Source organism: Glycomyces buryatensis (assembly GCF_004912275.1).
GTDB lineage: Bacteria > Actinomycetota > Actinomycetes > Mycobacteriales > Micromonosporaceae > Glycomyces > Glycomyces buryatensis.
In genome coordinates, this window is the sequence record NZ_STGY01000086.1 from 13,666 (window position 1) to 36,644 (window position 22,979).

Annotated in this window: 20 protein-coding genes and 1 pseudogene; 5 read left to right on the forward strand and 16 right to left on the reverse strand. The window is 68.8% G+C overall.

Going from position 1 to position 22,979, the window contains the following annotated elements; genetic code table 11:
• Positions 1 to 849: 849 nt before the first annotated feature.
• Positions 850 to 1,053 (forward strand): cold-shock protein, encoded by a 204-nt coding sequence (locus tag FAB82_RS26550; RefSeq protein WP_136537602.1) that lies wholly within the window; start codon positions 850 to 852, stop codon positions 1,051 to 1,053.
• Positions 1,054 to 1,246: 193 nt separating this feature from the next.
• Here FAB82_RS26550 and FAB82_RS26555 read toward each other — a convergent pair whose 3' ends face one another.
• From FAB82_RS26555 to FAB82_RS26570, 4 genes are read right to left on the reverse strand one after another with little or no spacing between them, the layout of a single operon-like run.
• Complete coding sequence (locus FAB82_RS26555) at positions 1,247 to 1,888, reverse strand: class I SAM-dependent methyltransferase (RefSeq protein ID WP_211116879.1); 642 nt, start codon at positions 1,886 to 1,888, stop codon at positions 1,247 to 1,249.
• Positions 1,879 to 2,892, reverse strand: a complete 1,014-nt coding sequence (locus tag FAB82_RS26560) for an Rv1681 family radical SAM protein (protein ID WP_136537603.1) — start codon at positions 2,890 to 2,892, stop codon at positions 1,879 to 1,881. Before FAB82_RS26560 ends, FAB82_RS26555 begins: the two co-directional genes overlap by 10 nt.
• Before the next feature lie 2 nt (positions 2,893 to 2,894).
• Positions 2,895 to 3,143: a sulfurtransferase TusA family protein gene (locus FAB82_RS26565; protein WP_136537604.1), complete on the reverse strand. Its 249-nt coding sequence runs from the start codon at positions 3,141 to 3,143 to the stop codon at positions 2,895 to 2,897.
• Positions 3,140 to 4,231 carry a permease gene (locus FAB82_RS26570; protein ID WP_136537605.1) on the reverse strand — a complete coding sequence of 364 codons (1,092 nt, stop codon included), beginning with the start codon at positions 4,229 to 4,231 and terminating at the stop codon, positions 3,140 to 3,142. The genes FAB82_RS26565 and FAB82_RS26570 overlap by 4 nt, the downstream gene beginning before the upstream one ends.
• A gap of 217 nt (positions 4,232 to 4,448) precedes the next feature.
• Here FAB82_RS26570 and FAB82_RS26575 point away from each other — a divergent pair, with 217 nt between their 5' ends.
• The 3 genes from FAB82_RS26575 (at position 4,449) to FAB82_RS26585 (ending at position 6,820) form a co-directional block, all read left to right on the forward strand.
• Positions 4,449 to 4,970, forward strand: coding sequence for a TQO small subunit DoxD (locus tag FAB82_RS26575; RefSeq protein WP_136537606.1), 522 nt, complete (start codon positions 4,449 to 4,451; stop codon positions 4,968 to 4,970).
• On the forward strand, positions 4,967 to 5,344 hold the full coding sequence (locus FAB82_RS26580; RefSeq protein WP_136537607.1) for an Rv1678 family membrane protein: 378 nt from the start codon (positions 4,967 to 4,969) through the stop codon (positions 5,342 to 5,344). Before FAB82_RS26575 ends, FAB82_RS26580 begins: the two co-directional genes overlap by 4 nt.
• A gap of 396 nt (positions 5,345 to 5,740) precedes the next feature.
• Positions 5,741 to 6,820, forward strand: coding sequence for a 3-deoxy-7-phosphoheptulonate synthase (locus tag FAB82_RS26585; RefSeq protein ID WP_136537608.1), 1,080 nt, complete (start codon positions 5,741 to 5,743; stop codon positions 6,818 to 6,820).
• Between the two features lies 1 nt (position 6,821).
• Here the strand turns inward: FAB82_RS26585 and FAB82_RS26590 are convergent, their stop codons facing one another.
• The 12 genes and pseudogenes from FAB82_RS26590 to FAB82_RS26645 all read right to left on the reverse strand — a co-directional run bounded on the left by FAB82_RS26590 (position 6,822) and on the right by FAB82_RS26645 (position 20,974).
• Entirely contained in the window at positions 6,822 to 7,496 is a 675-nt protein-coding gene (locus FAB82_RS26590) for a class I SAM-dependent methyltransferase (RefSeq protein WP_136537609.1), read from the reverse strand.
• 40 nt (positions 7,497 to 7,536) lie between these two features.
• On the reverse strand, positions 7,537 to 8,427 hold the full coding sequence (locus tag FAB82_RS26595; protein WP_136537610.1) for an intradiol ring-cleavage dioxygenase: 891 nt from the start codon (positions 8,425 to 8,427) through the stop codon (positions 7,537 to 7,539).
• Between the two features lie 105 nt (positions 8,428 to 8,532).
• Positions 8,533 to 9,822 carry a serine hydrolase domain-containing protein gene (locus FAB82_RS26600; RefSeq protein WP_136537611.1) on the reverse strand — a complete coding sequence of 430 codons (1,290 nt, stop codon included), beginning with the start codon at positions 9,820 to 9,822 and terminating at the stop codon, positions 8,533 to 8,535.
• Positions 9,823 to 10,040: 218 nt separating this feature from the next.
• Positions 10,041 to 10,961 (reverse strand): annotated as a pseudogene (locus tag FAB82_RS26605) (S66 peptidase family protein); the annotation flags it as partial.
• Positions 10,961 to 12,961 carry an LpqB family beta-propeller domain-containing protein gene (locus FAB82_RS26610; protein ID WP_136537613.1) on the reverse strand — a complete coding sequence of 667 codons (2,001 nt, stop codon included), beginning with the start codon at positions 12,959 to 12,961 and terminating at the stop codon, positions 10,961 to 10,963. The gene FAB82_RS26610 and the pseudogene FAB82_RS26605, both read right to left, overlap by 1 nt.
• A 37-nt stretch (positions 12,962 to 12,998) precedes the next feature.
• On the reverse strand, positions 12,999 to 14,330 hold the full coding sequence (locus FAB82_RS26615; protein ID WP_136537614.1) for a M20/M25/M40 family metallo-hydrolase: 1,332 nt from the start codon (positions 14,328 to 14,330) through the stop codon (positions 12,999 to 13,001).
• A complete protein-coding gene (locus FAB82_RS26620; RefSeq protein WP_136537615.1) occupies positions 14,323 to 15,156 on the reverse strand; it encodes a M55 family metallopeptidase in 834 nt (277 codons plus the stop codon). The genes FAB82_RS26615 and FAB82_RS26620 overlap by 8 nt, the downstream gene beginning before the upstream one ends.
• A complete protein-coding gene (locus FAB82_RS26625; protein WP_136537616.1) occupies positions 15,153 to 16,199 on the reverse strand; it encodes an ABC transporter ATP-binding protein in 1,047 nt (348 codons plus the stop codon). Before FAB82_RS26625 ends, FAB82_RS26620 begins: the two co-directional genes overlap by 4 nt.
• Positions 16,177 to 17,160, reverse strand: a complete 984-nt coding sequence (locus tag FAB82_RS26630) for an ABC transporter ATP-binding protein (protein ID WP_136537617.1) — start codon at positions 17,158 to 17,160, stop codon at positions 16,177 to 16,179. The genes FAB82_RS26625 and FAB82_RS26630 overlap by 23 nt, the downstream gene beginning before the upstream one ends.
• Positions 17,157 to 18,071 (reverse strand): ABC transporter permease, encoded by a 915-nt coding sequence (locus tag FAB82_RS26635; RefSeq protein ID WP_136537618.1) that lies wholly within the window; start codon positions 18,069 to 18,071, stop codon positions 17,157 to 17,159. Before FAB82_RS26635 ends, FAB82_RS26630 begins: the two co-directional genes overlap by 4 nt.
• Positions 18,072 to 18,079: 8 nt before the next feature.
• The gene (locus FAB82_RS26640; RefSeq protein WP_136537619.1) at positions 18,080 to 19,147 is read right to left on the reverse strand and encodes an ABC transporter permease; all 1,068 of its coding nucleotides are present in this window, start codon (positions 19,145 to 19,147) and stop codon (positions 18,080 to 18,082) included.
• A 9-nt stretch (positions 19,148 to 19,156) separates the two neighbouring features.
• On the reverse strand, positions 19,157 to 20,974 hold the full coding sequence (locus FAB82_RS26645; RefSeq protein ID WP_168801799.1) for an ABC transporter substrate-binding protein: 1,818 nt from the start codon (positions 20,972 to 20,974) through the stop codon (positions 19,157 to 19,159).
• 380 nt (positions 20,975 to 21,354) lie between these two features.
• On the opposite strand from FAB82_RS26645, the gene FAB82_RS26650 reads away from it, so the two are divergent.
• The gene (locus FAB82_RS26650; protein WP_136537621.1) at positions 21,355 to 22,977 is read left to right on the forward strand and encodes a bifunctional aspartate transaminase/aspartate 4-decarboxylase; all 1,623 of its coding nucleotides are present in this window, start codon (positions 21,355 to 21,357) and stop codon (positions 22,975 to 22,977) included.
• Positions 22,978 to 22,979: the final 2 nt, after the last annotated feature.

Here is a 22,979-nt window from a genome sequence, read left to right on the forward strand (position 1 = left end):
GTCGGCCGCGCATCTGCGGTGCCACATGACGGAAGCACGGATCTCATCTGCGATTGAAAGGATTCAATCGTGAGGGAAACAATAGTGAACGATCAATATCGCGTCAACCGGGGCAGGTCAGATTTTATGAAAGGTTGATTGGGCGGGTGCCCCCTACGCAGGGGTTCGGCCGCCCGACCTCGCAGTTCTTCGGCCTCGAAGGGCCGCGCTGGCCGGCTCCGAGGGCGGCTCGCGGGCGGGTCGTGACGCTGCGTGACGGACCCCGGGTCCTCGGATCGCGTCAGCCAAGGGGCGGGTCCGACGTCACACGCCGACGATGGGCCGGGATCCGTCGGGGCGGATGAGGGTGGTGTAGGGTGGACTAGGCCCGCGGAAGTGGAAATCCGCGGCCGCACTGGAATCTTGATCGCTATATGCGACGGATGCGTGCTTATGGCACGCCATCACTCGGAATTCATCGAGTTTCTAACGCCTCCGTTCACAAGGCGGAGCAACGTTTCCTTACACTTCTACGAATCAGGCAATCATTTCTTCAGCTTCACCAAACACCGCCCCGCAGAGCAGAATCCTCTGGAGGCAGGCCGTCGAGGGCCTTCACGCCGCTACGCTCGACGGGGAATTCGCCGGATTCGTCGCTGTTTCAGGACCCCTTCACACACTTCACGGACCGCACGCGCAGATGCTCGGTGTCTACCGATCACTTGAAGACGCGTCATCCGTTCTCGAACTCGAGCTCTCCTTCGCAAACGATGCGCCGGAGCTGCTCAACACCCCATAGTTTTCCGCGTCGGAACATCGGCACGGACAAGGGATTGCCTCGGCGATCCATCAACAAACAGGAGTAACACAATGGCAACTGGCACCGTCAAATGGTTCAACGGCGACAAGGGCTTCGGCTTTATCGCCCCCGACGACGGGTCCGCCGACCTGTTCGCGCACTTCTCCGCCATCCAGGGCTCGGGTCGCCGTGACCTGGAGGAGAACCAGCAGGTCGAGTTCGACGTCGAGCAGGGCCAGAAGGGCCCGCAGGCCTCGAACATTCGAGTCCTCTAATAAGACCGACCACTCCGGAACTGCGGTTCGCCCGTAGGACCGGAGTGGTCGACACGAAGGCCAGGGGAACTGATTCCCCTGGCCTTTGTCATGCCTTCAGCAAGGATTCACCCTGATCGCCAGACCCTTACAGCCTTCCGGCTCCCCAGGCCCGCTATAGCCGCGCGGCGGTTCGGCTCCGGGGAGCCGTGGCTCAGGACGCCGGTCGGAGCGTGACCCAGGTGAACGGCTGGATGAGGCCGGCCGGGGTCAGGTGCTCCTCGGAGCGGGTGGTGACGAGGCTGAAGTGCGGGGCGAACAGCTCGGCCAGTTCGCTTGCGCTGTAACGCACCACAGGGAGACCGGAGCAGTGGGTCGGGCCGTGGGCGTCGAAGGTGGCGATGATGACGTGGCCGTCCCCGGCTATGCCGGAGCGGAGGACTCGCAGGTAGGACTCGCGCTCCTCCGCTTCGATGAGGAAGTGGAATACGGCGCGGTCGTGCCAGAGGTCGAAGCGGCGTTCGGGCGTCCAGTCGAAGATGTCCCGATGCAGCCAGTGCACGCGTTCGGCGGCCGCGCCGAGGCGGGATCGGGCGTCCTCCATGGCCACCTTGGACACATCGAGGACCGAGACGTCGGTGAACCCGCGGTCGAGCAGGTGATCGACGACCACCGAGGCTCCGCCGCCCAGGTCGATGATCGACGCGTCACGGCCGATGTCCAGGGCGTCCAGCAGTTCGAGCGTGATGGTCGGGGTCGCCTGAAACCAGCTGACGCCGTCCTCGCCCTTGGTGTCGTAGACCGTGTTCCAGTGGGCGGCACGGTCTCCGGGTGTCGTCGGCCGATTCATGCGCATCGGAATGCCTTCCTGGTGTTGTCCTGCTGCTCCGCGGTGACCTGGAGGATACGGTCCATCTCCGCGATCGCGGCGCGGATCGGGAGCGGTGCGTCGGTGACCCGCAGGGCCGGGTCGGTGATGCCGACCGGGTGCCACCAGATGCCGTCTACGGCCACCGTGGGCTCGGGATACAGGTCGTCCCGGGTCAGCACCACGCCGTCGTCGGCGAAGCCCTCCCGGGCGATGCGGCGGATGATCTGGTCTTCGGGCGGAACGCCTTCGGTGTCGAGCAGTTCGCGCAGCGCGGCCACCTCCTCGGCGTCGGCGGCGTCGATGGTGGCGGCGATTCTGACCCGGAAGCCCAGCGACCGGGCCAGGGCTATCCCGGCGCGGGCGCGGTCGTAGGAGCCCGCGCCTCGGTGGCGGTCGTGCAGTTCCGGGGTGGCCGAGTCCAGGGAAATCTGCAGCGTGACCCGTTCGCGGTCCAGCGCTTCCAGGGTGCGGCGCCGATTGCCGCGGTGGAACACCATGCCGTTGGTGAGCACGGTGACCGGGACGTGTTCGATCGCCGCGTCAATGAGTTCGCCGAGCTCCGGGTGCAGGAACGGCTCGCCGCCGGTGATGATCACCTCTGCGCCGCCGCCTGAGACGAACTCCGCCACCGCCGCCCGGACCAGTTCGACCGGCAGTTGCCGGGCGCTCGCGGCGGGGGAGGACTCCGCGCAGCAGTAGTCGCAGGCGAGATTGCAGTTGAAGTTCGAGTACAGCCACAGCCGGGTGCCGAGCTTCGGCGGGTCGGGCTCGACCTCCACCGCGCCCTTCCTGACCTGGAGCGGTCCGACCAGGGCATTGCCGGTGAGCACGCACCAGGCCGCCAGGTCCTCCGGCACCGACGGGGCGCCGCCGCGCACCTCCAGGATCTCCTCGGCGTTCAGCTGCTCCACCGCCGCATGCAGCTTGACGAGCAGGCCGCTGCCGAAGTCGGCTCCGTCCGCGTTCAGGACCACATCGGATCGCACCATGGTCAACGTCCCCTTCGTACGAAGTAGCTGGACTCGGACCCATTGCGGGCCACCAGTTCCAGAGGGTGACCGGCGAGCTCGCACCAGGCGGGCAGGTCGACCTCCACCGACGGGGCCTGGCTGCGGATCTCGAGGATCGCTCCGACCGCGATGCCGTTCAGCGCCCGCCGGATGGCGATGAGCAGTCCGCCGTTGCAGTCGAGCGTGCCGCCGTCGCACACCGCTGCCGGAACCGGTGCCGCCGAGGTCATGACAGCACCACCAGCAGGCCCGCGCCCGCCAGGCCCAGCGCGAACACGGACGCGCCGGTCGCGGCGATCACCGCGGCCGGGAAGGCCCGCCGGATCATGAGCATCGACGGCAGCGACAGCGCCGGGAGCGTGAGGATCAGGGCTCCGACCGGGCCCAGCGCGACCCCGGCCAGGGCCAATCCCTGGATGATCGGAATCTCGCCGGCGGTGGGGATGACGAACAGCGTCCCGACCACCGCGAACAGGAGCACGGCGAGCACGCCCCACTCGGATGCACCCGCCGGGAACAGCCAGCCGCGCAGCCCGCCCAGCAGCAGCACGATGACCACGTACTCGGGGATCAGGACCACCGACAGGCGGCCCAGCGTCTTGAAGAACCGACCGAGCGCGTCGCGCACACTCACGGGCTCATCGGAGGCGGCGGAGTCGTCCTCCGGCAGAAGATCCGGGTCGGAGACGGCCTTGCGGGCGCCGGCCAGCCTGGCGACCAGCAATGTCACGCCGAATACCAGCAGCACTCCGGTGACGACGCGGACGGTGACGAACTGCCAGGGCAGCACCACCGCCATGAACACCAGCACCACCGGATTGAGGACCGGATTGCCCAGCCAGAACGCCAGCGCCGAGGACATTGGCACGCCCCGCTTCCTGACGCTGGCCGCGACCGGTGCCGCGCAGCAGGTGCACATCATCGACGTCGTGGACAACGCACCGCCGGCCGCCGTGCTCACTGCCGCACCGCGGTGCCGCGCAAAAAGTTTCAACAGCCTACGGCGCGGCAGGAAGGCCTCCACCGACGCGGCCAGCAGCAGGCCGGCCACCATGGCGGGCCAGATCGCCAGGCCGTAGGCGACGGCATAGTCCACCGCCGCCCGCCAGGAGGGGGCCGGCGGGGCCGACTCCTCACCGTTCACGATCGACGTTCCAACGGTGCCGCTGTCGATCACGGCGGGAAGTCGCTCCGTATAGGGCAGCCATTTGGCCCAGGCGAGGGCTGCCACGGCGACCGCGGCGAAGCCGATCGTTCCAAGCAACATCGCACGACGTGAGGGGGTGGCCGCTGGGCTGGCGGTCTCGGTCGTCGCCATCACTGCATTCCTTTCGACGACTACGGGGGGCATGTTTTCGAGTGCACCACGACCGGCCCGCGCCGTTCCTTACAAATCGTGAAACTCGGCAGGTCGAGCGCATGGTGAGGCGGACTAATGCGCCATGTGTTCGCTCCCGTCCCAATGCGCCGAGCCCCCGCCGCGGTTTCGTGATTTGTAAGGTCCGCGGGCGCCCTATCCATGCTGTACTCGGGAAATGAAGGCAGCAACCCCAATCGCGCCGTCGCGGCTGAACGTCTGGCTCATCGCCGTCGTCCGCGTCGGCGTGGCGCTGATGTGGATCGACAATGTCTCCTGGAAGGTCCCGCCGAACTTCGGCGAGGGAACTTCGAGAGGGCTGTACCGCTGGACGCTCTACGGCGTCGAATACGAGGTGCTCGCCCCCTGGGCCTGGTTCGTGGAGACCGTCGTCGTCCCGAACTTCCTCCTCTTCGGATGGCTCGTCCTCGCCATGGAGGCCTCCCTCGGCGCGTTCCTGCTCATTGGACTGTTCACCAGGGCCTTCGCGCTGCTCGGGGTCGTCCAGAGTCTCGCGATCACCTTCTCGGTGCTCAACGCCCCGCACGAGTGGTACTGGGCCTACCTGCTCATGATCCTCATCCACCTGCTGCTCTTCGCGGTCGCGGCCGGGCGCTACGGCGGCATGGACGGCATCCTCAGGCCACTGTGGATACATCGTAATGGTCGCGTCTACCGACTCATGAAGGCGGCGTCATGACCCACATCCGCACGCTCGACCGCGCCGCGACCGTCCTCGGGCTCGCCTCGATCGCCAGCGTCGTGTTCGCCTGGGAGGGCCTCGACAAGTTCCGGTTCATGACCATCGGCGGCGTCGCCATCGCCGTGGCCCTGGGCCTCGGCGCCCTCGCCGTGGCCGCCGGCCTCCTCGGCATGCGCCTCCTCGCGCTGGCGGCCGGACTCGGCTTCGCCGTCGCGGCGCTCCTCCAGCTCATCGCCACCGCCTCCGGCGACGACTGGCTCGGTGCCGACCTCAGCGCCATGTCGTTCTGGATCGGACTCGCCATCGGCCTCCTCATCGTCGGGACCGCACCGCGAACCGCCGCAAGGGAAACCGCACCCGAGAGTCCTTGAGATCGGGCTCAGCGCACGCAGGAAGCCTCCTCTCGAATCGAGGTCACGGGCGACCGGATCGGGCGGCTCTGGGCCGTCCGCAACCCCGAGAAGCTCCGCTCCTGGATGACAGACACCCCTAGGGCGTGACGTGCGTCCACGGCAGGCGCCGAGCGTGGCCGGTGCGAACCGCATGTGCTACGGTCGCCGCATGTCTACGACAGTTCGTTGGTATCAGCGCTTTACGCTGGCTCCGGGTGGAGCCCGTAGTCGCACGCGCTGACTGAACGAACACCCGGAGCCAACAAGGCAGAGACGACCGTCTCTGCCTTTCGTCGTGAAGGCGGGCCGGCACCGGGGTGGAAATCCACGAACGGACGCGGACCCGCTTCAGCCAGAAGATGGGAATCCCGCGAAATGACCACGCCCGCCGAGCACACGCCGCAGACCAACGACCTCCGTGTCCTCGGATTCCAGCCCCTCGTACCCCCGGACGTGCTGCTCGCCGAGCTTCCGCTCGGCCCCGACCGCGCCGCCCTGGTGAACCGCAGCCGCGACGAGGTCCGCGATGTCCTGGCCGGCGAGGACGACCGCCTGCTCCTGGTCGTCGGCCCCTGTTCCGTGCACGACCCGGCCGCCGCCAAGGACTACGCGCAGCGCCTCGCCGCGGCCGTCGCCTCGCTCGCAGACGACCTGTGCGTGGTCATGCGCGTCTACTTTGAGAAGCCCCGCACCACCCTCGGCTGGAAGGGCCTGATCAACGACCCGCACCTGAACGGCACCCACGACGTCGAGCTGGGCCTCCGGCTCGCCCGCCAGGTCCTGCTCGACGTACTCGACACCGGCCTGCCCGTCGGCTGCGAGTTCCTGGAACCGACGAGTCCGCAGCACATCGCCGACGCCGTCTCCTGGGGCGCCATCGGCGCGCGCACGACCGAAAGCCAGGTCCACCGCCAGCTCGCCTCGGGTCTGTCGATGCCGGTCGGATTCAAGAACGCCACCGACGGCGACCTGACGTCCGCCATCGACGGCTGCCGCGCCGCGGCCGGCGACCACGTCTTCTTCGGCATCGACGGGGAAGGCCGCGCGTCGATCGTCTCGACCAGCGGCAACCCCGACTGCCATCTCATCCTCCGCGGCGGCCGCGGAGGCCCCAACTACAGCCCGGAGGACATCCGCGACGCGCTGGCCCTCCTCTCCAAGCACGGCATGCCCGAGCGCCTGGTCGTCGACGCCAGCCACGCCAACAGCGGCAAGGACCACGTCCGCCAGGCCGAGGTCGTCAGCGAGGTCGCGACCCGGATCGCCGAGGGCGAGCAGGGCATTGCGGGCCTGATGATCGAGAGCTTCCTCGCCGAGGGCCGCCAGGAACCGGGGCCGCTGGAGACCCTGAAGTACGGCCAGAGCGTCACCGACGCCTGCGTCGGCTGGGAGCGCACCGAGCAGCTCCTGGGCGAGCTGGCCGCCGCGGTCCGCCACCGCCGCGCCTCCCAATGAGCTAAGGCAGCGGGCGGCGGGCGCTGAACGCGAGGACGAACGGGATCGCGTGCTCGCGGGGTTCGCGGACGCGGGCCAACGCGAGCCCCGCATCGAGCACGCCGTTGAGCAGATCGCTGAGTGGCAGGTGCCGCATGCCGAGCTGCCGGCGAACGCCGCCGCTGCTCCACCAGGGCGCATCCTCGTGCCAGCCGGCCTCCCGATAGACCGGGTGGATGATCCGGGCCCCATCGTCGCGATTCTGGACGTGGGGCCCGTTGAAGCACGGGTGGACGCCGTAGAACACGAACAGCCCGCCGGGCCGCAGCACCCGGGCCGTCTCCCGCATCACCCGGCCCCAGTCGTCCACATCGGTTGAGGCCCAGAGGGAGACAACGGTCGGGAAGGTCGCGTCGGCGAAGGGGAGGGCCGCCGCGTCGGCTTGGAGTACCGCCCGGTCTCGCCGGGACGCGATGCGGAGCTGGTCGCCGGAGCGGTCCAGGCCGACCGGAGTTCGGCCGGTGGAGCGGATCGCGTCGAAGTATTGGCCGGTGCCGCAACCGAGGTCGAGGCACCAGCCCTCCCCGCGCCCGAGGAGTTCGGTCAGTGCGCCCCGGTTCTCCTTGGCGGCCTTGGCGTTGTAGTCCTCGTACCACGTCGCCAGCCCGTCATACCGGGGCTTCGTGCTTTCGGTCATGACGCCTCCTGACGCAGGGACGGGGATTCGGTTCAGGCTGTCAGTTGTCGGTGCCGGTGCCGGTGCCGGTGCCGGTGCCGGTGTCGACGCCGACGGTCAGGGCCACGGTGTAACCGCTGGTGACATCCCCGGTGACCGTCGCGGTCTGGCTGGCGCCGCCGTCGTCGCTGAAGACCATGTCGGTGTCGAGCGCGACGTCGGCGAAGGTGGTGACCGACTGCTCGTAGCCCGCTTCGGCGTACACCGCGTCGCAGGCCTCCTCGGTCAGGGCCACTTGCGAAGTGGCGATCACGTTGGCGGCGTCGGTGATGGAGTCGGCGTCCGGGTAGACCTCGAAGTGGATGTGCGGCCAGCGCCCGTCGTAGCAGGCGGGGTAGATGCTGGTGAACGTCACCTTCCCGGCATCGTCGGCGATCTGGACGCCGCGCAGGTAGTTCTCGTGCTCCACGCCCTCGGAATACATCGAGTAACCGCCCTCGCGGCTGCAGTGCCATACGTATACGGCCACGCCCTCGAACGGGGCATTGCCATTGGCCATGTCGATGATCTCAAGCTCCAGCGTCATGAGAACTCCCTTGGCGGTGGTGGTGCTGTCGCCGACGCTGGAGCGGATGTCTCTGCGGATTACCCCGCTCTCCTCAAGCACGTCCGCGCCGTTGGAGCCATCGCCCGGGAAGGGGCCGGTGGTCTCCTCGGGAATCTCGGACAGCTCCGAGGAGTCGGCGGCCGAGGGGTCGCCGTCGGGCGTGGACTCGCCGCCGCAGGCCGCCACGACCGCCGCCGCGGTGCCCGCCCCCGCCAGGCCCAGCATCCGCCGACGCGAGAAGATCGTGTCGATGTCGAAACGAAGTCCCTGGTCGACGACCTCCTCGTCCGGGTGGTCCAGCGGACGTCCTTCGTACATCCGTTCCGTGCTCTTGAGTCCTGGCATCACTGCTTCTCCTATCGGTAGCTCCCAGTGATCAAAGCCGGGAAACCTCGGAGCCAGCTGCGGCTTGGATTGGAGCCGGCTTGCGATTGCAGTGGAGTTCTCTCATCACCGGATCTCGTCGGCCCTGCAGACGGCCCTGGCGATGCGGCGGTTGGCCGCGCGACGGTAGGCCGAGTCGGTGCCCCAGTCGCGGGTCGGGTGGACCCGGTTGGCGAGCAGGACCGAGACGATGCTGGTGACCGGGTTCAGCACGATCGACGTGCCGGTGAATCCGGTGTGGCCCACGGTGACCGGGGAGCTTAGTTCGTCCATGTACCAGCTCTGGTCGAGCTGCCAGCCCAGGCCGCGCGCCGCGCTCGGGTCAAGGTCGGCATTCTGGTTCGTGAAGACGAGCCGCGTGGTCGTCTCCGAGAGGACGCGGGCGCCGCCGTAGCGTCCGCCATTGAGGATCATCTGGCCGAAGACGGCCAGATCCCAGGCGGTCGAGAAGACTCCGGCGTGGCCGGCGACCCCGCCGAAGCTCCACGCATTCTCGTCGTGGACCTGGCCGCGGATCATGCCGCGACCCGTCCATGGCTGGTACTCCGTTGCCGCGCAGCGCGATCGCAGCTGCGGGGGTGGGTTGTAGCCGGTGTCGCGCATGTCGAGCGGTCCGGTGACGAGGTCGGCCACGAGCCGGTCGAGTCCCTTGCCGCTGACGCGTTCGAGGGTCTTGCCCAGGACGATGAGGTTGAGGTCGGAGTACTCGTAGCCGGTGCCGGGCGCGCGCCGCAGCGGTTCGGCGAAGATCGCGTCCATCCGCGCTCGGTTGTCGGCCAGGTCGTAGACGTGATTGAAAGCGATCATCCCGGAGGTGTGGCTCAGCAACTGCCCCAACGTGATCGGCGTCTTCTCGGGATCCATCGAGTCGAACTCGGGGAGGTAGTCGACCACGCGCGCAGCCAGGTCGATCTCGCCGGTGTCGATCATCGCGCCGGTCACCGTGGCGGTGAACAGCTTCGAGAGCGAGGCCAGGTCGAACACGGTGTCGACGGTCATGGGCTCCCACTGCTCGCGGAGGAGTTCGATCGGCTCGCCATGCTTGTCGTCCCAGCCCGCATAGCGCACCCGGTGCCCGGCGGCCTCGTGCTTGACGACTATGCCGTCGCGGGCGGCCAGGACCACGAAACCGGGCATTGAGGGGGCCGGCCCGGTCATATAGGCGGCCGTGTCGCCGGTGATGAGCTCGACCTGCTCGACGTCCATGTCCGCCAGGAACGACGCCCCGTACCGCAGCCGCCGGGGCGTGGAGCGGAAGACCACGTCCTCGGGCCCGACGGCCGACGCGGCGGCCGTTCGGGAGGCGACGGCGAGCGAGGCTCCGGCGGAGACGCCCAGCAGGTATCTGCGATTCATCCTGGTCCCTTGCGACGCGGTAATGGCAACAGCGGTACTTCAAGTAGGTTGCCAGTTACGCGTCGGCGTCGCCGGGGTTCCAACCTGTAAGGGGTCGGGAGGCGATGGGTGACGTCCCCGGGGCGGTTATGACCCCTTCGGACCATCCTGGCAGGAATCGCCAAGGGAAGGCAAGATGCGCGACACGGATTCAGGTGAAGAATCGATAACGGTAAGTAAAGGGCGGGCGTGTCGAATTGGAGCGTCCCGGCGTCGGCGTCGAGGGTCGCCTTGAGGCCGAGCGGGATCGTGAGGGATGGGATGCAGTGCCCGAAGCCGAAGTCCTCGACCACCGGGACGCCCAGGTCTCCCAGGCGGTCGAGGAGGGTCGCGCGGATCTCTTCATACGGGCCGCAGTCCACCCAGGACCCGAGGGCGATGCCCCTGACGCCGTCGAACCAACCGGCGCGCCGCATCTGGGTCAGGTAGCGGTCGAGCCGGTACCCGGCCTCCTCGATCTCCTCCAGCAGCAGGATGCCGCCCTCGACGTTCAGGCGGGATTCGGCGGTGCCGATGCCAGCGGCGAGGAGGCTGATGCAGCCGCCGAAGGTGACGCCGGAGGCCTGCCCGGGCACCAGGGTCCGCGCCGAGGCCGGGGTCAGCTTCTGGGTCAGCTCGGGCTCGAAGAGCGTGCGCCGCAAGTGCTCCTGGCTCTCGGCGTTCGCGATGAACTTCCGCCACGCGGGCATCGGGCCGTGGAGCGTGGACACTCCCAAGCGGAGGGCGATCGCCTCGTGCAGGGCCGTGGCGTCGCTGAATCCGATGTACGGCTTCGGCTCCGCCGGTGCCATGGCCGACCAGTCGACCAGGTCGAGCATGCGCTGCGTCCCGTAGCCGCCCCGAGCCGAAATGACGGCGGCGTATGCGGGATCGCTCCACGCGGCCTGGAAGTCCTCGGCCCGCTCCCGGTCCCCGCCCGCCAGATATGACAGCGCCGCATGGCGTTCGAGGGCGTGCGGCATGGCCTCGGGCTCGAGGCCCCAGCTGCGCAGGACCGCCATCCCCGCCTCGAGATCCTCGGGCGGAAAGGGCCCGCTCGGGGCGACGACCGCGACCCGGTCTCCGGCGACGAGGCGCCTGGGCCGGCGCAGGGGCTCCATCACCCCTCCAGCTCCAGTTCGAAGCGCTCGGGGCCCTCGAATCCGAAGACCTGGGCGTAGAGCGCGTGCTCGGCGAGGACCGCGTCCATGATGGTCGAAGCCTTCCGGAAGCCGTGCTGCTCGCCCTCGTAGGTCCGGTAGGCGTGCGGGATGCCCTTGCCCTCGACCGCCGCCAGCAGCTTCTCGCTCTGCGAGGGCGGGCAGATGGCATCCTCCAGGCCCTGCAGCAGGATGAACGGGGCGGTGATGCGCTCGGCGTGGTTGACCGGCGAGCGCTCCCGGTAGCGCCCCGGCACCTTCAGGCTCGGACCGATGAGCGATTCGAGGTACTGCGACTCGAAGTCGTGGGTCTTGTCGCCCCTCCAGTTCGACAGGTCCAGGATGGGGTACTTGATCGTCGCGCAGGCGTAGAGCCGTTCGGATGCGGGCGAAGTCAGCGACGCCGCCGCCGTCCAGCCGCCGGCGCTGCCGCCCCGGATCGCCAGGCGCGCCCGATCGGCGGTGCCCTCGTCGGCCAGGGCCCGCGCCACGGCCGCGCAGTCCTCGACGTCGACCACGCCCCACTGCTCGCGCAGCCGATTGCGGTACTCGCGCCCGTAGCCGGTGGAGCCGCCGTAGTTGACCTCGGCGACGCCGATGCCGCGCGAAGTGAAGTAGGCCAGTTCGAGATCGAGCACGGCCCGCACGTGGCTGGTCGGGCCGCCGTGCACCCAGATCACGTACGGCGGCAGTTCGCCTTCGGGCGCGGCGAAATCGGGATTGCGCGGGGGATAGACGTGGGCGTGGACCTCGCGCCCGTTCGGCCCGGCGAAGGTGCGGTGCTCGGGTACCGGGTAGTAGGTGGGATCGACCTTGTCGACGTGCTCGGTAAATACGCCGTCGACCTCGCCGGCGAGCGAGTCGTACGAGACGATCTCGTACCCCGAGGACGGGCTCGCGCCCAGGGCGTAAACCCAGTCGTCGTTGGCGATGATGCCCGTCCAGTCGGTCCACGGCCCCGGCGCGTAGTCCGTCGACCCGCCCGCCCAGCCGTCGAAGAATCCGAGCCGGCTCTCGCCCTTGCCGTGGATCGCGGCGAACTCGCCGCGGGGGAGGAGCTGGAACCACCGTTTCCCCAGCGTCCACATCGGGCCGCCGTATTCGGCCTCCTGAGTGGAGCGTTCGAAGAAGGGCCCGGTCTCGCCGCTGTCGGGGTCGATGCGGTGCAGGTTCCACCAGCCCGTCCGGTCGCCGGCGAACACCAGCGTTCCGTCCGGGGCCCATTCGACCTGGACGATGGACTCCCCGTCGCCGCCCGCGATGGTCCGCTCGCCGCTGAAGGCGCCGGAGTCGGTGATCTCGGCGACGCGCAGTTCCGTTTCGTCCCAAGGCATGTTCGGGTGGTTCCACACGATCCACGCGGCCCGCTTCCCGTCGGCGCTGACCCTGGGGCCGGTGGTGAAGCGGTACTCGTCGGACGTGAGCGGGCGGACCGCCGTCCGGTCGGCGACGGCCGAGCCGTCCAGCGGGACGGCCGCGATGAGCCGCCGCAGCTCGGTCGGCCGCTCCCCGAGGAAGTCCTCCACGACCGCCCAGACCTCGCCGCGCCCCTCGTCGATCACCATGTCGCACCAGCGCAGCCCCGCGGGGAAGCGCGGCGAGGGCGTCAGCGGCTCGGGGGCGCGCCCCGAATCCGGCTCGAACCGGTAGAGCCGCTGGTCGGCGTAGTTGGAGAACACGATGAGCGGGCCCGATTCGGTCATGGTCCCCACCCACGGGGTACCGCCGTACTCCAGGACGCGGTTGCGCGGATTCCACGGCTCGGGGAGGACCGACTCGGTGGACCCGTCGGGGCGGCGGCGGATCAGCGCCCGCCGCCCGCCCTCGGCCGGGCGCGGCTCGGTCCACCACAGCTCCTGACCGACCATGCCCAGGTGCGCGGGGCTGCCGTCGCCCTCGGCGACCAGGTCGACGGTGATGGGCGAATCCCAGGTGCCGTAGGGCAGTCGCTTCTGGTCCATATTGGTTCCTTCATCGTTCGTCGTTGCCGCGCATTGCCTATGCCCTCTTGAGGAAGGCGTCGAGTACCCGCACCCCGAATTGCAGTCCGTCGACGGGGACCCGCTCGTCCACGCCGTGCGCGAGTTTCCCGTAACCGAACTCGGCGGGCAGACGCAGCGGCGAGAAGCCGTACCCGGTGATTCCCAGGCGGGAGAACTGCTTCGCGTCGGTGCCGCCGGACATGCAGTAGGGGACGACGTGGCCCTCGGGATCGAACTCGAGCACCGCAGCCCGCATGGCCGCGAACGTCGGCGAGTCGACCGGCGCGCCCAGCGGCTCGGTGCGGTGCTGGAACTCCCAGGCCACGTCGGGTCCGCACAGCTCGTCCATCACCCTGCAGAACTCGTCCTCATAGCCCGGCAGCATCCGCCCGTCCACCTGCGCCGCAGCGTGTTCGGGGATCACATTGACCTTGTAGCCGGCCTCCAGCGCCGTCGGGTTCGCGCTATTGCGCAGCGTCGACTCGACCAGTTGCGCCGCGGGGCCCAGCTTCACCAGCAGCCCGTCGACATCGTCCAGATCCGCCTCGGCGCCGTAGACGGCCGCGAGCTCGGTCAGCGCCGCCCGCACCGTCGGGACCAGCCGCACCGGCCACCGGTGCGCGCCGATCCGGGCCACGGCCCCCGCCAGCATGGTGACGGCATTGCGCGGGTTCGCCTTCGAACCGTGGCCGGCCCGGCCCCGAGCCGACAGCCGCAGCCACGCGGTACCGCGCTCGCCCGCCCCGATCGGATAGATCCGCAGGCCCGATCCGCCGTGGAAGGTGAAGCCGCCCGATTCGGAGATGCCCTCGGTGCAGCCCTCGAACAGCCCGGCGTGCTCCTCGGCAAGGAAGCCCGCTCCGTACTCGGCGCTGGCCTCCTCGTCGGCGGTGAACGCGATGACTATGTCGCGCCTCGGGCGCACCCCGGCCCGAGCCCAGGCCCGGACCGTCGCGAGCACCATCGCGTCCATGCTCTTCATGTCCAGGGCCCCGCGGCCCCAGACGATCCCGTCGCGGATCTCCCCGGAGAACGGGTCGACGCTCCAGTCCGAGGCCTCGGCGGGCACGACGTCGAGGTGCCCGTGGACGAGCAGCGCGTCCGCGCCCGGGTCGGTCCCGGCGATGCGGGCGACCACATTGGATCGGCCCGGGGCCTTCTCCAGGATCACCGGGTCCAGACCGGCCTCGGCCAGGTGCGCGGCCGCGTACTCGGCGGCCGCTCGCTCGTTCCCGTCCCCGCCGCCGTGATTGGTGGTGTCGATGCGGATGAGCTCGGACGTGAACCGCACGACCTCGTCGAGCGCCTGCTCGTCGATGCCGTGCTCGCCGGTGCCCGGCTCAGCCATACTGCTCCTCCATTGCCGCCGAGGCGATCGTGGTGACGGCCTTGAAGCACCGGATGGCCTCGTACATAGTCGGCGCCTCGAAGGTCACGCGCCGCTCCCCGCCCGGCTCGACCCCCGGAATGACGGTGACCGCCTCCGCCAGGTGACTCGCGTCGAACTCGATGTCGATGCGGTGCGGGCGGACCACCGGGTCGTGCCGCACCGCCTGCGCGACGGCCTCGGACGCGCCATCTGCGATGGCCCGGCTCGACGCCCCCGGCGTGAGGCAGCGGGCGGCATAGCGCGAGACGCACTCCTTGACGATCACGCCGACCGCCTGGGGCGCATAGTCCTTCGCGTCCTCGATGGTCTTGTCGTCGCCGGTCACCATGATCACCGGGACGCCGTACTCGGCGGCCAGCGCCGCGTTCAGGCGGCCCTCGCTCGCGCGCACCCAGTCGAGCCACACCCCGGTGATCGAGTTCGCCAGGTAGGTGTGCGCGAGCACGCCCTCGGTCCCGGCCCCCGCGTGGTAACCCAGGAAGACCACCCCGTCGACGTCGCCGTACTGCACACCCTCCATCATAGACAGCGCCTTGTGCCGCCCGGTGATCATCGACGCCCGGCCGTCGAGCTCCTCGAGCAGGAGATTCCGCATCGTCCAATGCGCCTCATTGACGACGAACTTCGCCCGGCTGTTCATGGCGTGCAGCCCCTCGATGACGGCGTTCACGTCACCGGTGAACAGCGGGCGCATCCGCTCCCACTGCGCCGTACCCGGCAGCACATCGTCCGGGCCCGTCACACCGGTCGCGCCCTCCATATCAGCGCTGATGAGAATCCTCATGCGGCCTCCTTGACCTGCAGTCGATGCAGATGGCACGCCACAGCATGATCCACAGTCTGGGCGCCCATCACCTCCAGGTCCTCATGTTGACACCGGGCCGCCACCGCGGCGGCCCGACCCGAGGAGAACTCCTGGCAGCGAGGTCTGAAGCGGCACCCGCCCGGAATATTCGCGGCGTCGGGCAGTTCCCCGGTCAGCACGATCGGCTCGCGCACCGGCGACTGTGCCTTCTGCAACGACCCTGGCAGGACCGACACCAGCGCCTGCGTATACGGGTGCCGCGGGTCGGTCAGGACCTGCTCGACCGTGCCCTGCTCCACGATCCGCCCCAGATACATGATCGCGATCCGGTCGGCGATGCTCCACGCCAGGCCCAGATCGTGCGTGATCACCAAGGCGCCCAAGTCCATCTCCTCCTTCAACCGCAGCAGCAGCGCCAGGATCTCCCCGCGCACCGACGCGTCCAGGCTCGCGACCGGCTCGTCCGCGACGATGATGTGCGGGTGGAGCACCAGCGCCCCGGCGATGACCACCCGCTGGCGCTGCCCGCCCGACAGCTCATGCGGATACGACAGGAAGAACCGCTCCGGCGGGCGCAGCCCCGCCCGCGCGAGCGCCTCCGAGACCCGCTCGGTCTCGTTGCCGGTGATCCCGTGGATGCGCAGCCCCTCGGCCACCGCGTCATAGACGGTGTGGCGCGGATTCAGCGCCCCCGTCGGATCCTGCAGGATCAGCTGCACGCGCCGACGGTAGGCCTTGAGCGCCTTGGACTTGTGGCTCAGCGGCACCCCGCCGAACGAGACCTCGCCGCCCGTGGCCCGCTCCAGACCCAGCAGCGTGCGCGCCAACGTCGTCTTGCCGCAACCGGACTCCCCGGCCAGCGCCACGATCTCACCCGGCGCCACATCCAGGTCGACCCCGTCGACCGCCCGCGCCACCCGCCCGCCGGGCAAACCGAACTCCACGCGCAGATCCCGCGCCGACAGCAGCTGTGCGGACAATCGCCGACCTCCTTCATCCTCAGGCGACAACGGGCCTCCCATCCTGTGCGACGAAACAGGCACTCAGCCGGCCCGCGTCCCCCGGCACCGGCTTCAGAGCGGGAGTCTCCTTCGAGCAGTGCTCCACCGCCACCACGCACCGCGGCCGGAACTCACACCCCCGCGGCAGATCGGCAGGATCTGGAGGATCACCCGCGAGCCCCGCCGGGCGCAGCCGCGCCGCCGCGTCCCCGATCACCGGGAACGCCGCGCCCAGCGCCGCCGAATACGGGTGGCGCGCCGAGGTGAACAACTCGTGAGCCGGGCCGGTCTCCACCACGCGCCCCGCGTACATGACCGCGACCCGGTCGCACGTGGACGACAGCACCGACAGGTCATGGCTGATCATGACGAGGCCGACGCCCCGCTCGGCCACCAGCCCTGAGATCAGCCGCAGCACCTGCGCCTGCACCATCACGTCCAGCGCCGTGGTGGCCTCGTCCGCGATGACCAGATCCGGGTCGCACGCCAGCGCCATCGCGATCATGACCCGCTGGCGTTGGCCGCCCGACAACTCGTGCGGGTACGCCCGCATGCGCGACGGAGGCAACCCGACCCGGTCCAGCAGCTCCTCGGCCCGCTTCATCGCCTCGCGCTCCGACACCTTCTCGTGCAACAGGATCGGCTCGGCGACCTGCCGCCCGATCCGGTGCACCGCATTGAGCGAGTGCATCGCGCCCTGGAACACGATCGAGGCGCCGACCCAGCGCACCGCCCGCAGCCGGCCCCAGCCCATCGTGAGCACGTCCTCGCCGTCGAGCAGAATCTCCCCGGTGACCCTCGCGCTGCGCGGCAACAGCCGCAGCACCGCCATCGCCAACGTCGACTTCCCGCAGCCGGACTCCCCGGCAATGCCGATCGTCTGCCCCGCCTCCAGCGCCAGGTTCACCCCGCGCACCGCCGGGACCTTGCCCCTCGAACCCGAATACGTCACGTTCAGGTCGCGGATCTCCAAGAGCGTCATGACGACTCGCCTCGCAATCGGGGATTGAAGACCGCCTCGAGCGCCCGGCCGCACATCATGAACGACAGCACCACCAATAGGATCGCCAGGCCCGGAGGCAGCAGATACCACCAGGCGCGAGCCGAGACGGCACCCTGGTTCGAGGCCTCGTTGAGAATCGAGCCCCACGAGATCACGGTCGGGTCGCCCAGACCCAGCCACGCCAGGGTCGACTCCATGAGGATCGCTGAGGGGACCAGCAGCGTCGCGCTGGCCAGGACCAGCGGCAGGACGTTGGGGAGCAGGTGCTTGGTCATCTGGTGCCAGTCTCCGGCGCCGAGGGCGCGGGCCCGCTCCAGGTAGGGCCGGGACTTGACCGTCAGGGTCTGGGCTCGCACCAAGCGGGTGGTGCCCGACCAGGAGACGATCGCGATGACGACGATGGTGGTGACGACGCTCCGGCCCATGACGGCCAGCAGTGCGATTGCCACGACCAGGCTGGGCAGCACCATGAACCAGTCGGAGAAGCGCAGCGTGAACCAGCCGTACCAGCCGCCGTAGTAACCGCTGGTGAGGCCGAGCAGCGTGCCGATGACGATGGCGACGACCGTGGCGGTCAGCCCGATCACCAGGGACAGGCGCGAGCCCCACAGGACCAGCGCCAGAACCGACCGTCCGTTCGTGTCGGTGCCGAGCGGGAAGCCGGCGCTGGGCGGGTCCATGCGCCCGCCGGTGGCCTGGGTGACGCTCAGGTCCGCGGGGGACACCAGGAGCGGTGCGGCAATGGCCAACAGGACGATGGCGCCGAGCAGCACCAGTCCGACCATCCCGGAGCGCTGGACACGGTAGGCGTCCCACGCCCGCCGGGTGGCCTGCCTGCGGCGCGCCCAGGTGACGGCGCGCGGAGAGAGGGTCTTAGCGTCGGTACTCATTCCCCGCCTCATGACGATCGCCGGATTCTCGGGTCGATGAACCAGTAGAGGATCTCCGCGCAGAACACGGCGATGATCGTGGAGGCGGAGAACAGCACGAACAGGGCCTGGAGGACCGGCCGGTCGGGATAGAAGATCGCGTGGACGAACATGCTCCCGAGTCCGGGCCAGCTGAAGACCGCCTCGGTCACGATCGAGCCGTTGACGACGTTGCCGAGCGCCAGGAAGACGAGCGTCACCGACGGCAGCAGCGCGTTGGGCACGGCGTGCTTGCGACGGACGTCGTCGTCGCGCAATCCCTTGGCGCGGGCGGTGGTCAGGTAGTCGGCGCCGACTTCATCCAGAATGGATGATCGCATCACCAGGAGGTATCCCGCGTACACCACCGCGGTATAGGTGAGCACCGGCAGGACCAGGTGGTGGGCGATGTCGAGCGCCTGCGGCCATAGCTCCGGCGGCGTGCTCGACGAACGCATCCCGTTGACCGGGAACAGGCGCAGGTACCTCGCGAAGACCAGGATGATGATCATGCCGAGCCAGAATGTGGGCGTCGAATACAGCAGCAGGCTCGTCCCCACCTGGGTGCGGTCGAACCGGCTGCCCGGCTTCCACCCGGAGCGGGCGCCGATCCAGAATCCGAGGGCCACGGCCAGCACCATGCCGGTGCCCGACAGGAGCAGCGTCGCCGGGAGCCGTTCGAGCATGAGCTCCAGGATGGGGCGCCGGTACTGGAACGATTCGCCCAGGTCCCCGGTAAGCGTCCCGGTGATGTAGTCGGTGAACTGGTTCCACATCGGCTTGTCGAGCCCGAGTTCGGCCCGCATGGCCGCGCGCTGTTCGGGGCTGACCGGCCGTTCGCTGGTGAGCTGGTCGATCGGGTCGCCGCCGACGAGGCGGAAGATGAAGAACGAGGAGAACAGCACCAGCAGCAGCGAGACCGCGGCGCCCCCGGCGTGTTTGAGGACGTAGCGGGCGAATCCGGAGGAGATGCGGCCCGAGGGCCCGGCCGCGCGCTTGTGGCGCACGGCCGGGTTCCCCTGCGAGGCCTCGTCCCCGGAGGACGGACTATCGGTCATTGAGGACGATCACTCTCGTTCGTCGGCGGTGCTCCTGCGCCGCATGAGGAGGAAGCCTCCGGCGGCGAGGATGACCACGACGGCGGCCCCCACCGCGATCCACACCCACATCGGGGTGCCGCCTTCGTCGGACTCCGCTGCGGGCTGGGCGGTGAGGTAGGCCCACATGAAGCCCTCCTGGCCGGTGACCATGCCGTCGGTCGGCTGGGTGGTCATGCCGGAGATCTTGTCGCTGTTGTAGGCCTCCATATTGTTCTGGTAGTACAGCCAGATCACGGGGTTGTCGCTGTAGAGCAGCTGCTGTTGCTGCCGGACGAGCTCGGCGCGCGCGTCGGGGTCGGACTCGACCTTCTGCTGCTCGTGCAGGGCGTCGAACTCCTCGTTGCAGTAGGAGTTCTCGCTGGACCGCTCCGAACCGTCGGTCAGGGTCGGCAGCACCGCGCAGGTGTGCATGCCCAGCTGCTCGGTCGGGTTCGGGCCCACGCCCCAGCCGGAGAAGGCCACGTCGAACTCGCCCAGGTAGGCCAGGTCGTTCAGGGCCGTCTGCTCGATCGGCTCGGGAGTGATCTCCAGGCCGATCTGCTTCCACCACTCGGACACGAACTGCACGACGGTGGCGTAGTCGGTGTTGTCGGCGTGCTGGTAGAAGCGGAAGCTGAGCTTCTGGTCCGAGTCGGGCATCGTGCGGATGCCGTCCTCGCCCATCTCGTAGCCGGCCTCGTCGAGGATCCGGTTGGCCTCGTCGATGTCGAATTCGACCAGGTCCTCCCCGCCGTCCCAGTGCCACTGCTCGAAGATGGCGGGGATGAGCGAGGTAGCGGGGGTGCCGCTGCCGTCCAGGACGGTGTCCACAAGCGCCTGCTTGTCGATCGCGGTGTGCATGGCCAACCGCACCGCCGGGTCCTTGAGGGCGGGGTGCCCGTCGCCGAACTCCTCGCCGTCCTGCGTGACGGTGCCGTGGTTGATCGTCAGCGAGACGTACCGGCGGCCTTGGGTGTCGTTGACGGTGACGTGGTCGTATTCGCCGAGGGCCTCGGCCTGCGCCGGGTTGAGCGCGCCGACGATGTCCACTTCGCCGGTCTCCAGCGCGGCGACGGCCGCGTCGGGCTCGGAGTAGTAGTCGTAGACGATCTCGTCGAAGCCGGGCGCGCCGTCCCAGTAGTTCTCGTTGGCGTCCAGGCGGATGAACTCGTCGGTCTCGTACTCGCTCACCCGGAACGGGCCGGAGCCCACCAGCGGGAGCTGGTCGTTGGCGTCGTCGGCCGACGGGTCGGGGTAGGTCGACCAGATGTGCTCGGGAACGATGTAGATGCCCCGGTTGATGACCTCGGCGGGGGCCGCTTCCTTGAGCGTGAGCACGAACGTGGTGTCGTCGGGGGCCTCGGCGCTGACCAGGTTCCCGGCGAAGTCGATGTTCCAGTCGCGAATGGCCTGGTTCTCGATGAGGAGGTTGTACGTGTAGGCCACGTCGGCCGCCGTCAGCGGCTCGCCGTCGGACCAGGTCGCACCCTCGCGAATGGTGAACGTCCACGTCAGACCGTCGTCGGACTCCGTCCACTCGGTGGCCAGGCCGGGGACCGGCTCGTAGCCGTCGGCGCCGATCCTAATGAGAGTGTCGTACGTCATCAGGTTGGTGTTGTAGGTGATGACGTAGCGCGCCTTGAACGGGTTCCACGTGTCGACTTCCTGATCGGTGGCGATCCGGATGGTGTCGGTGTCCTCGTCCTGGGCGGCGGCGCCGCTCGGCGCGGCGGCGACCAGCGCGGCCGACAGCGCCAGCGTCGCGCCCGCCGCGAGTAGACGCCAGGCTTTCGAAAGCTTGCTCATGGGGGTGACTGCGCCTCGCATTCGGTTCCGGGTGCGGATCGGGCATCCGCCGTTTCCGGTCGGTTCACCGACCAGAATGACGGAATTCTTCGCGTGTTGTCAATGTTGTGGAGAAAGTTTTCAAGTCCGACACTGAACTGGAACGCGCCGCTCGGCCGAACCCCCTGATCGAACCAACCTAGAGGGTGGTCGCCCGCGAGGGAAACCAGGGTACAAGAGGGAAAAATCGGTTAGATTCACAGCCAATGCAGTGAGTGAGTCGGGGGTCACTGTGTGGAATCGACCGAGTGACGCGCTCGTCCCCAAGCTCCTCGGCTACGCACCTGGCTGGGGCGCGGTCATCGTGGCCTTCCTCGCCTGACCGATCGAAGGAGTTCACAATGTCCGACCAGCACACCGGGCGTGCCGAGCAGCGCCGTCTCGAATCGCTCAGCCCGTTCGAACTCAAGGGCAAGCTCATCGAGCTCGCCGACTCGAACCAGAAGCGCGAGGCCATCGCGATGGTCAACGCCGGTCGCGGCAACCCCAACTGGACGGCGACCTCGCCCCGTGAGGCGTTCTTCCAGCTCGGACTGTTCTCGGTGGAGGAATGCCGTCGCGACTGGGACGAGTTCGCCGATCTCGGCGGCATGCCCCAGAAGGACGGCATCGCCGCCCGGCTCGACAGCTTCCTCGGCCAGAACGCCGACGCGCCCGGCGCCGCGCAGCTGCGGGCCTCGGTCGCCTGGGCCACCGGCAAACTCGGGCTCGACCCCGACGAGTTCGTGGGCGAGTTGTCGGACGCGGTCGTCGGCGACCACTACCCGATGCCCGACCGGATGCTCGTGAACTGCGAGAAGATCGTCCATGCCTACCTGGCAGAAGCGATGGGCGGCGCACCCGAGGGCGGCTGGGACCTCTTCGCGGTCGAAGGCGGCACCGCCGCGATGTGCTACCTCTTCGATTCGGCACAGGTCAACGGCCTGCTCGCCAAGGGCGACAAGATCGCGATCATGACGCCGATCTTCACGCCGTACCTGGAGATCCCGCATCTGGACCGCTACGACTTCGAGGTCGTGGAGCTCAAGGCCGACAAGTTCACCGACAACGGCTTCCACGCCTGGCAGTACTCGGAGGCCGAGATCGACAAGCTCCGCGACCCGAGCATCAAGGCGCTGTTCTGCGTCAACCCGTCCAACCCGCCGTCGGTGAAGCTCACGCCCGACACCATGAACCAGATCGCCCAGATCGTCAAGGACGACAACCCGAACCTGGTGATCATCACCGACGACGTGTACGGCACCTTCGTGGACGGCTTCCAGTCCCTCATGTCCGTCATCCCGCGCAATACGCTCGGCGTCTACTCCTTCTCCAAGTACTTCGGCTGCACCGGTTGGCGCCTCGGCGTCATCGCCGTCGGCAGGAACAACATCTTCGACCCGGCCATCGCCGCGCTGCCGCAGGACCACCAGGTCGCACTCAACCGCCGCTACTCCACGATCTCGCTGGAGCCGGAGAACCTGAAGTTCGTCGACCGGCTCGTGGCCGACTCGCGGGACGTGGCGCTCAACCACACCGCCGGTCTCTCGACCCCGCAGCAGGTCCAGATGGCCCTGTTCTCGCTGCACTGCCTCATGGACGCCGAGGACCAGTACCGAAAGGACTGCCAGGCCATCATCGCCCGCCGCATGCAGGCCCTCACCGAGGCGCTCGACGTCGATCTGCCCGACGATACCGACGCCGCCCGCTACTACATTGAGCTCGACCTGCTCAGTTGGGCCAGTCAGCACCTGGGGGAGGACTTCGCGGACTGGATGCGGGAGACCTACGAGCCGACCGACCCGATCTTCCGCCTCGCCGAGCAGGCCTCGGTGGTGCTGCTCAACGGCGGCGGCTTCAGCGGTCCCGAATGGTCGGTCCGCGTCTCGATGGCGAACCTGCCCAAGGACGCCTACACCACCATCGGGTCCTGGCTTCGCCGCATCGGCGACGAATACCAGGCCGAATACGCGAACCGCGGATAGGG

Coding starts and splice junctions, on each gene's coding strand:
- FAB82_RS26550 (WP_136537602.1), top strand. CDS start 850: ATGGCAACTGGCACCGTCAAATGGTTCAACGGCGACAAGGGCTTCGGC.
- FAB82_RS26555 (WP_211116879.1), bottom strand. CDS start 1,888: ATGCGCATGAATCGGCCGACGACACCCGGAGACCGTGCCGCCCACTGG.
- FAB82_RS26560 (WP_136537603.1), bottom strand. CDS start 2,892: ATGGTGCGATCCGATGTGGTCCTGAACGCGGACGGAGCCGACTTCGGC.
- FAB82_RS26565 (WP_136537604.1), bottom strand. CDS start 3,143: ATGACCTCGGCGGCACCGGTTCCGGCAGCGGTGTGCGACGGCGGCACG.
- FAB82_RS26570 (WP_136537605.1), bottom strand. CDS start 4,231: ATGGCGACGACCGAGACCGCCAGCCCAGCGGCCACCCCCTCACGTCGT.
- FAB82_RS26575 (WP_136537606.1), top strand. CDS start 4,449: ATGAAGGCAGCAACCCCAATCGCGCCGTCGCGGCTGAACGTCTGGCTC.
- FAB82_RS26580 (WP_136537607.1), top strand. CDS start 4,967: ATGACCCACATCCGCACGCTCGACCGCGCCGCGACCGTCCTCGGGCTC.
- FAB82_RS26585 (WP_136537608.1), top strand. CDS start 5,741: ATGACCACGCCCGCCGAGCACACGCCGCAGACCAACGACCTCCGTGTC.
- FAB82_RS26590 (WP_136537609.1), bottom strand. CDS start 7,496: ATGACCGAAAGCACGAAGCCCCGGTATGACGGGCTGGCGACGTGGTAC.
- FAB82_RS26595 (WP_136537610.1), bottom strand. CDS start 8,427: ATGCCAGGACTCAAGAGCACGGAACGGATGTACGAAGGACGTCCGCTG.
- FAB82_RS26600 (WP_136537611.1), bottom strand. CDS start 9,822: ATGAATCGCAGATACCTGCTGGGCGTCTCCGCCGGAGCCTCGCTCGCC.
- FAB82_RS26610 (WP_136537613.1), bottom strand. CDS start 12,961: ATGGACCAGAAGCGACTGCCCTACGGCACCTGGGATTCGCCCATCACC.
- FAB82_RS26615 (WP_136537614.1), bottom strand. CDS start 14,330: ATGGCTGAGCCGGGCACCGGCGAGCACGGCATCGACGAGCAGGCGCTC.
- FAB82_RS26620 (WP_136537615.1), bottom strand. CDS start 15,156: ATGAGGATTCTCATCAGCGCTGATATGGAGGGCGCGACCGGTGTGACG.
- FAB82_RS26625 (WP_136537616.1), bottom strand. CDS start 16,199: ATGGGAGGCCCGTTGTCGCCTGAGGATGAAGGAGGTCGGCGATTGTCC.
- FAB82_RS26630 (WP_136537617.1), bottom strand. CDS start 17,160: ATGACGCTCTTGGAGATCCGCGACCTGAACGTGACGTATTCGGGTTCG.
- FAB82_RS26635 (WP_136537618.1), bottom strand. CDS start 18,071: ATGAGTACCGACGCTAAGACCCTCTCTCCGCGCGCCGTCACCTGGGCG.
- FAB82_RS26640 (WP_136537619.1), bottom strand. CDS start 19,147: ATGACCGATAGTCCGTCCTCCGGGGACGAGGCCTCGCAGGGGAACCCG.
- FAB82_RS26645 (WP_168801799.1), bottom strand. CDS start 20,974: ATGAGCAAGCTTTCGAAAGCCTGGCGTCTACTCGCGGCGGGCGCGACG.
- FAB82_RS26650 (WP_136537621.1), top strand. CDS start 21,355: ATGTCCGACCAGCACACCGGGCGTGCCGAGCAGCGCCGTCTCGAATCG.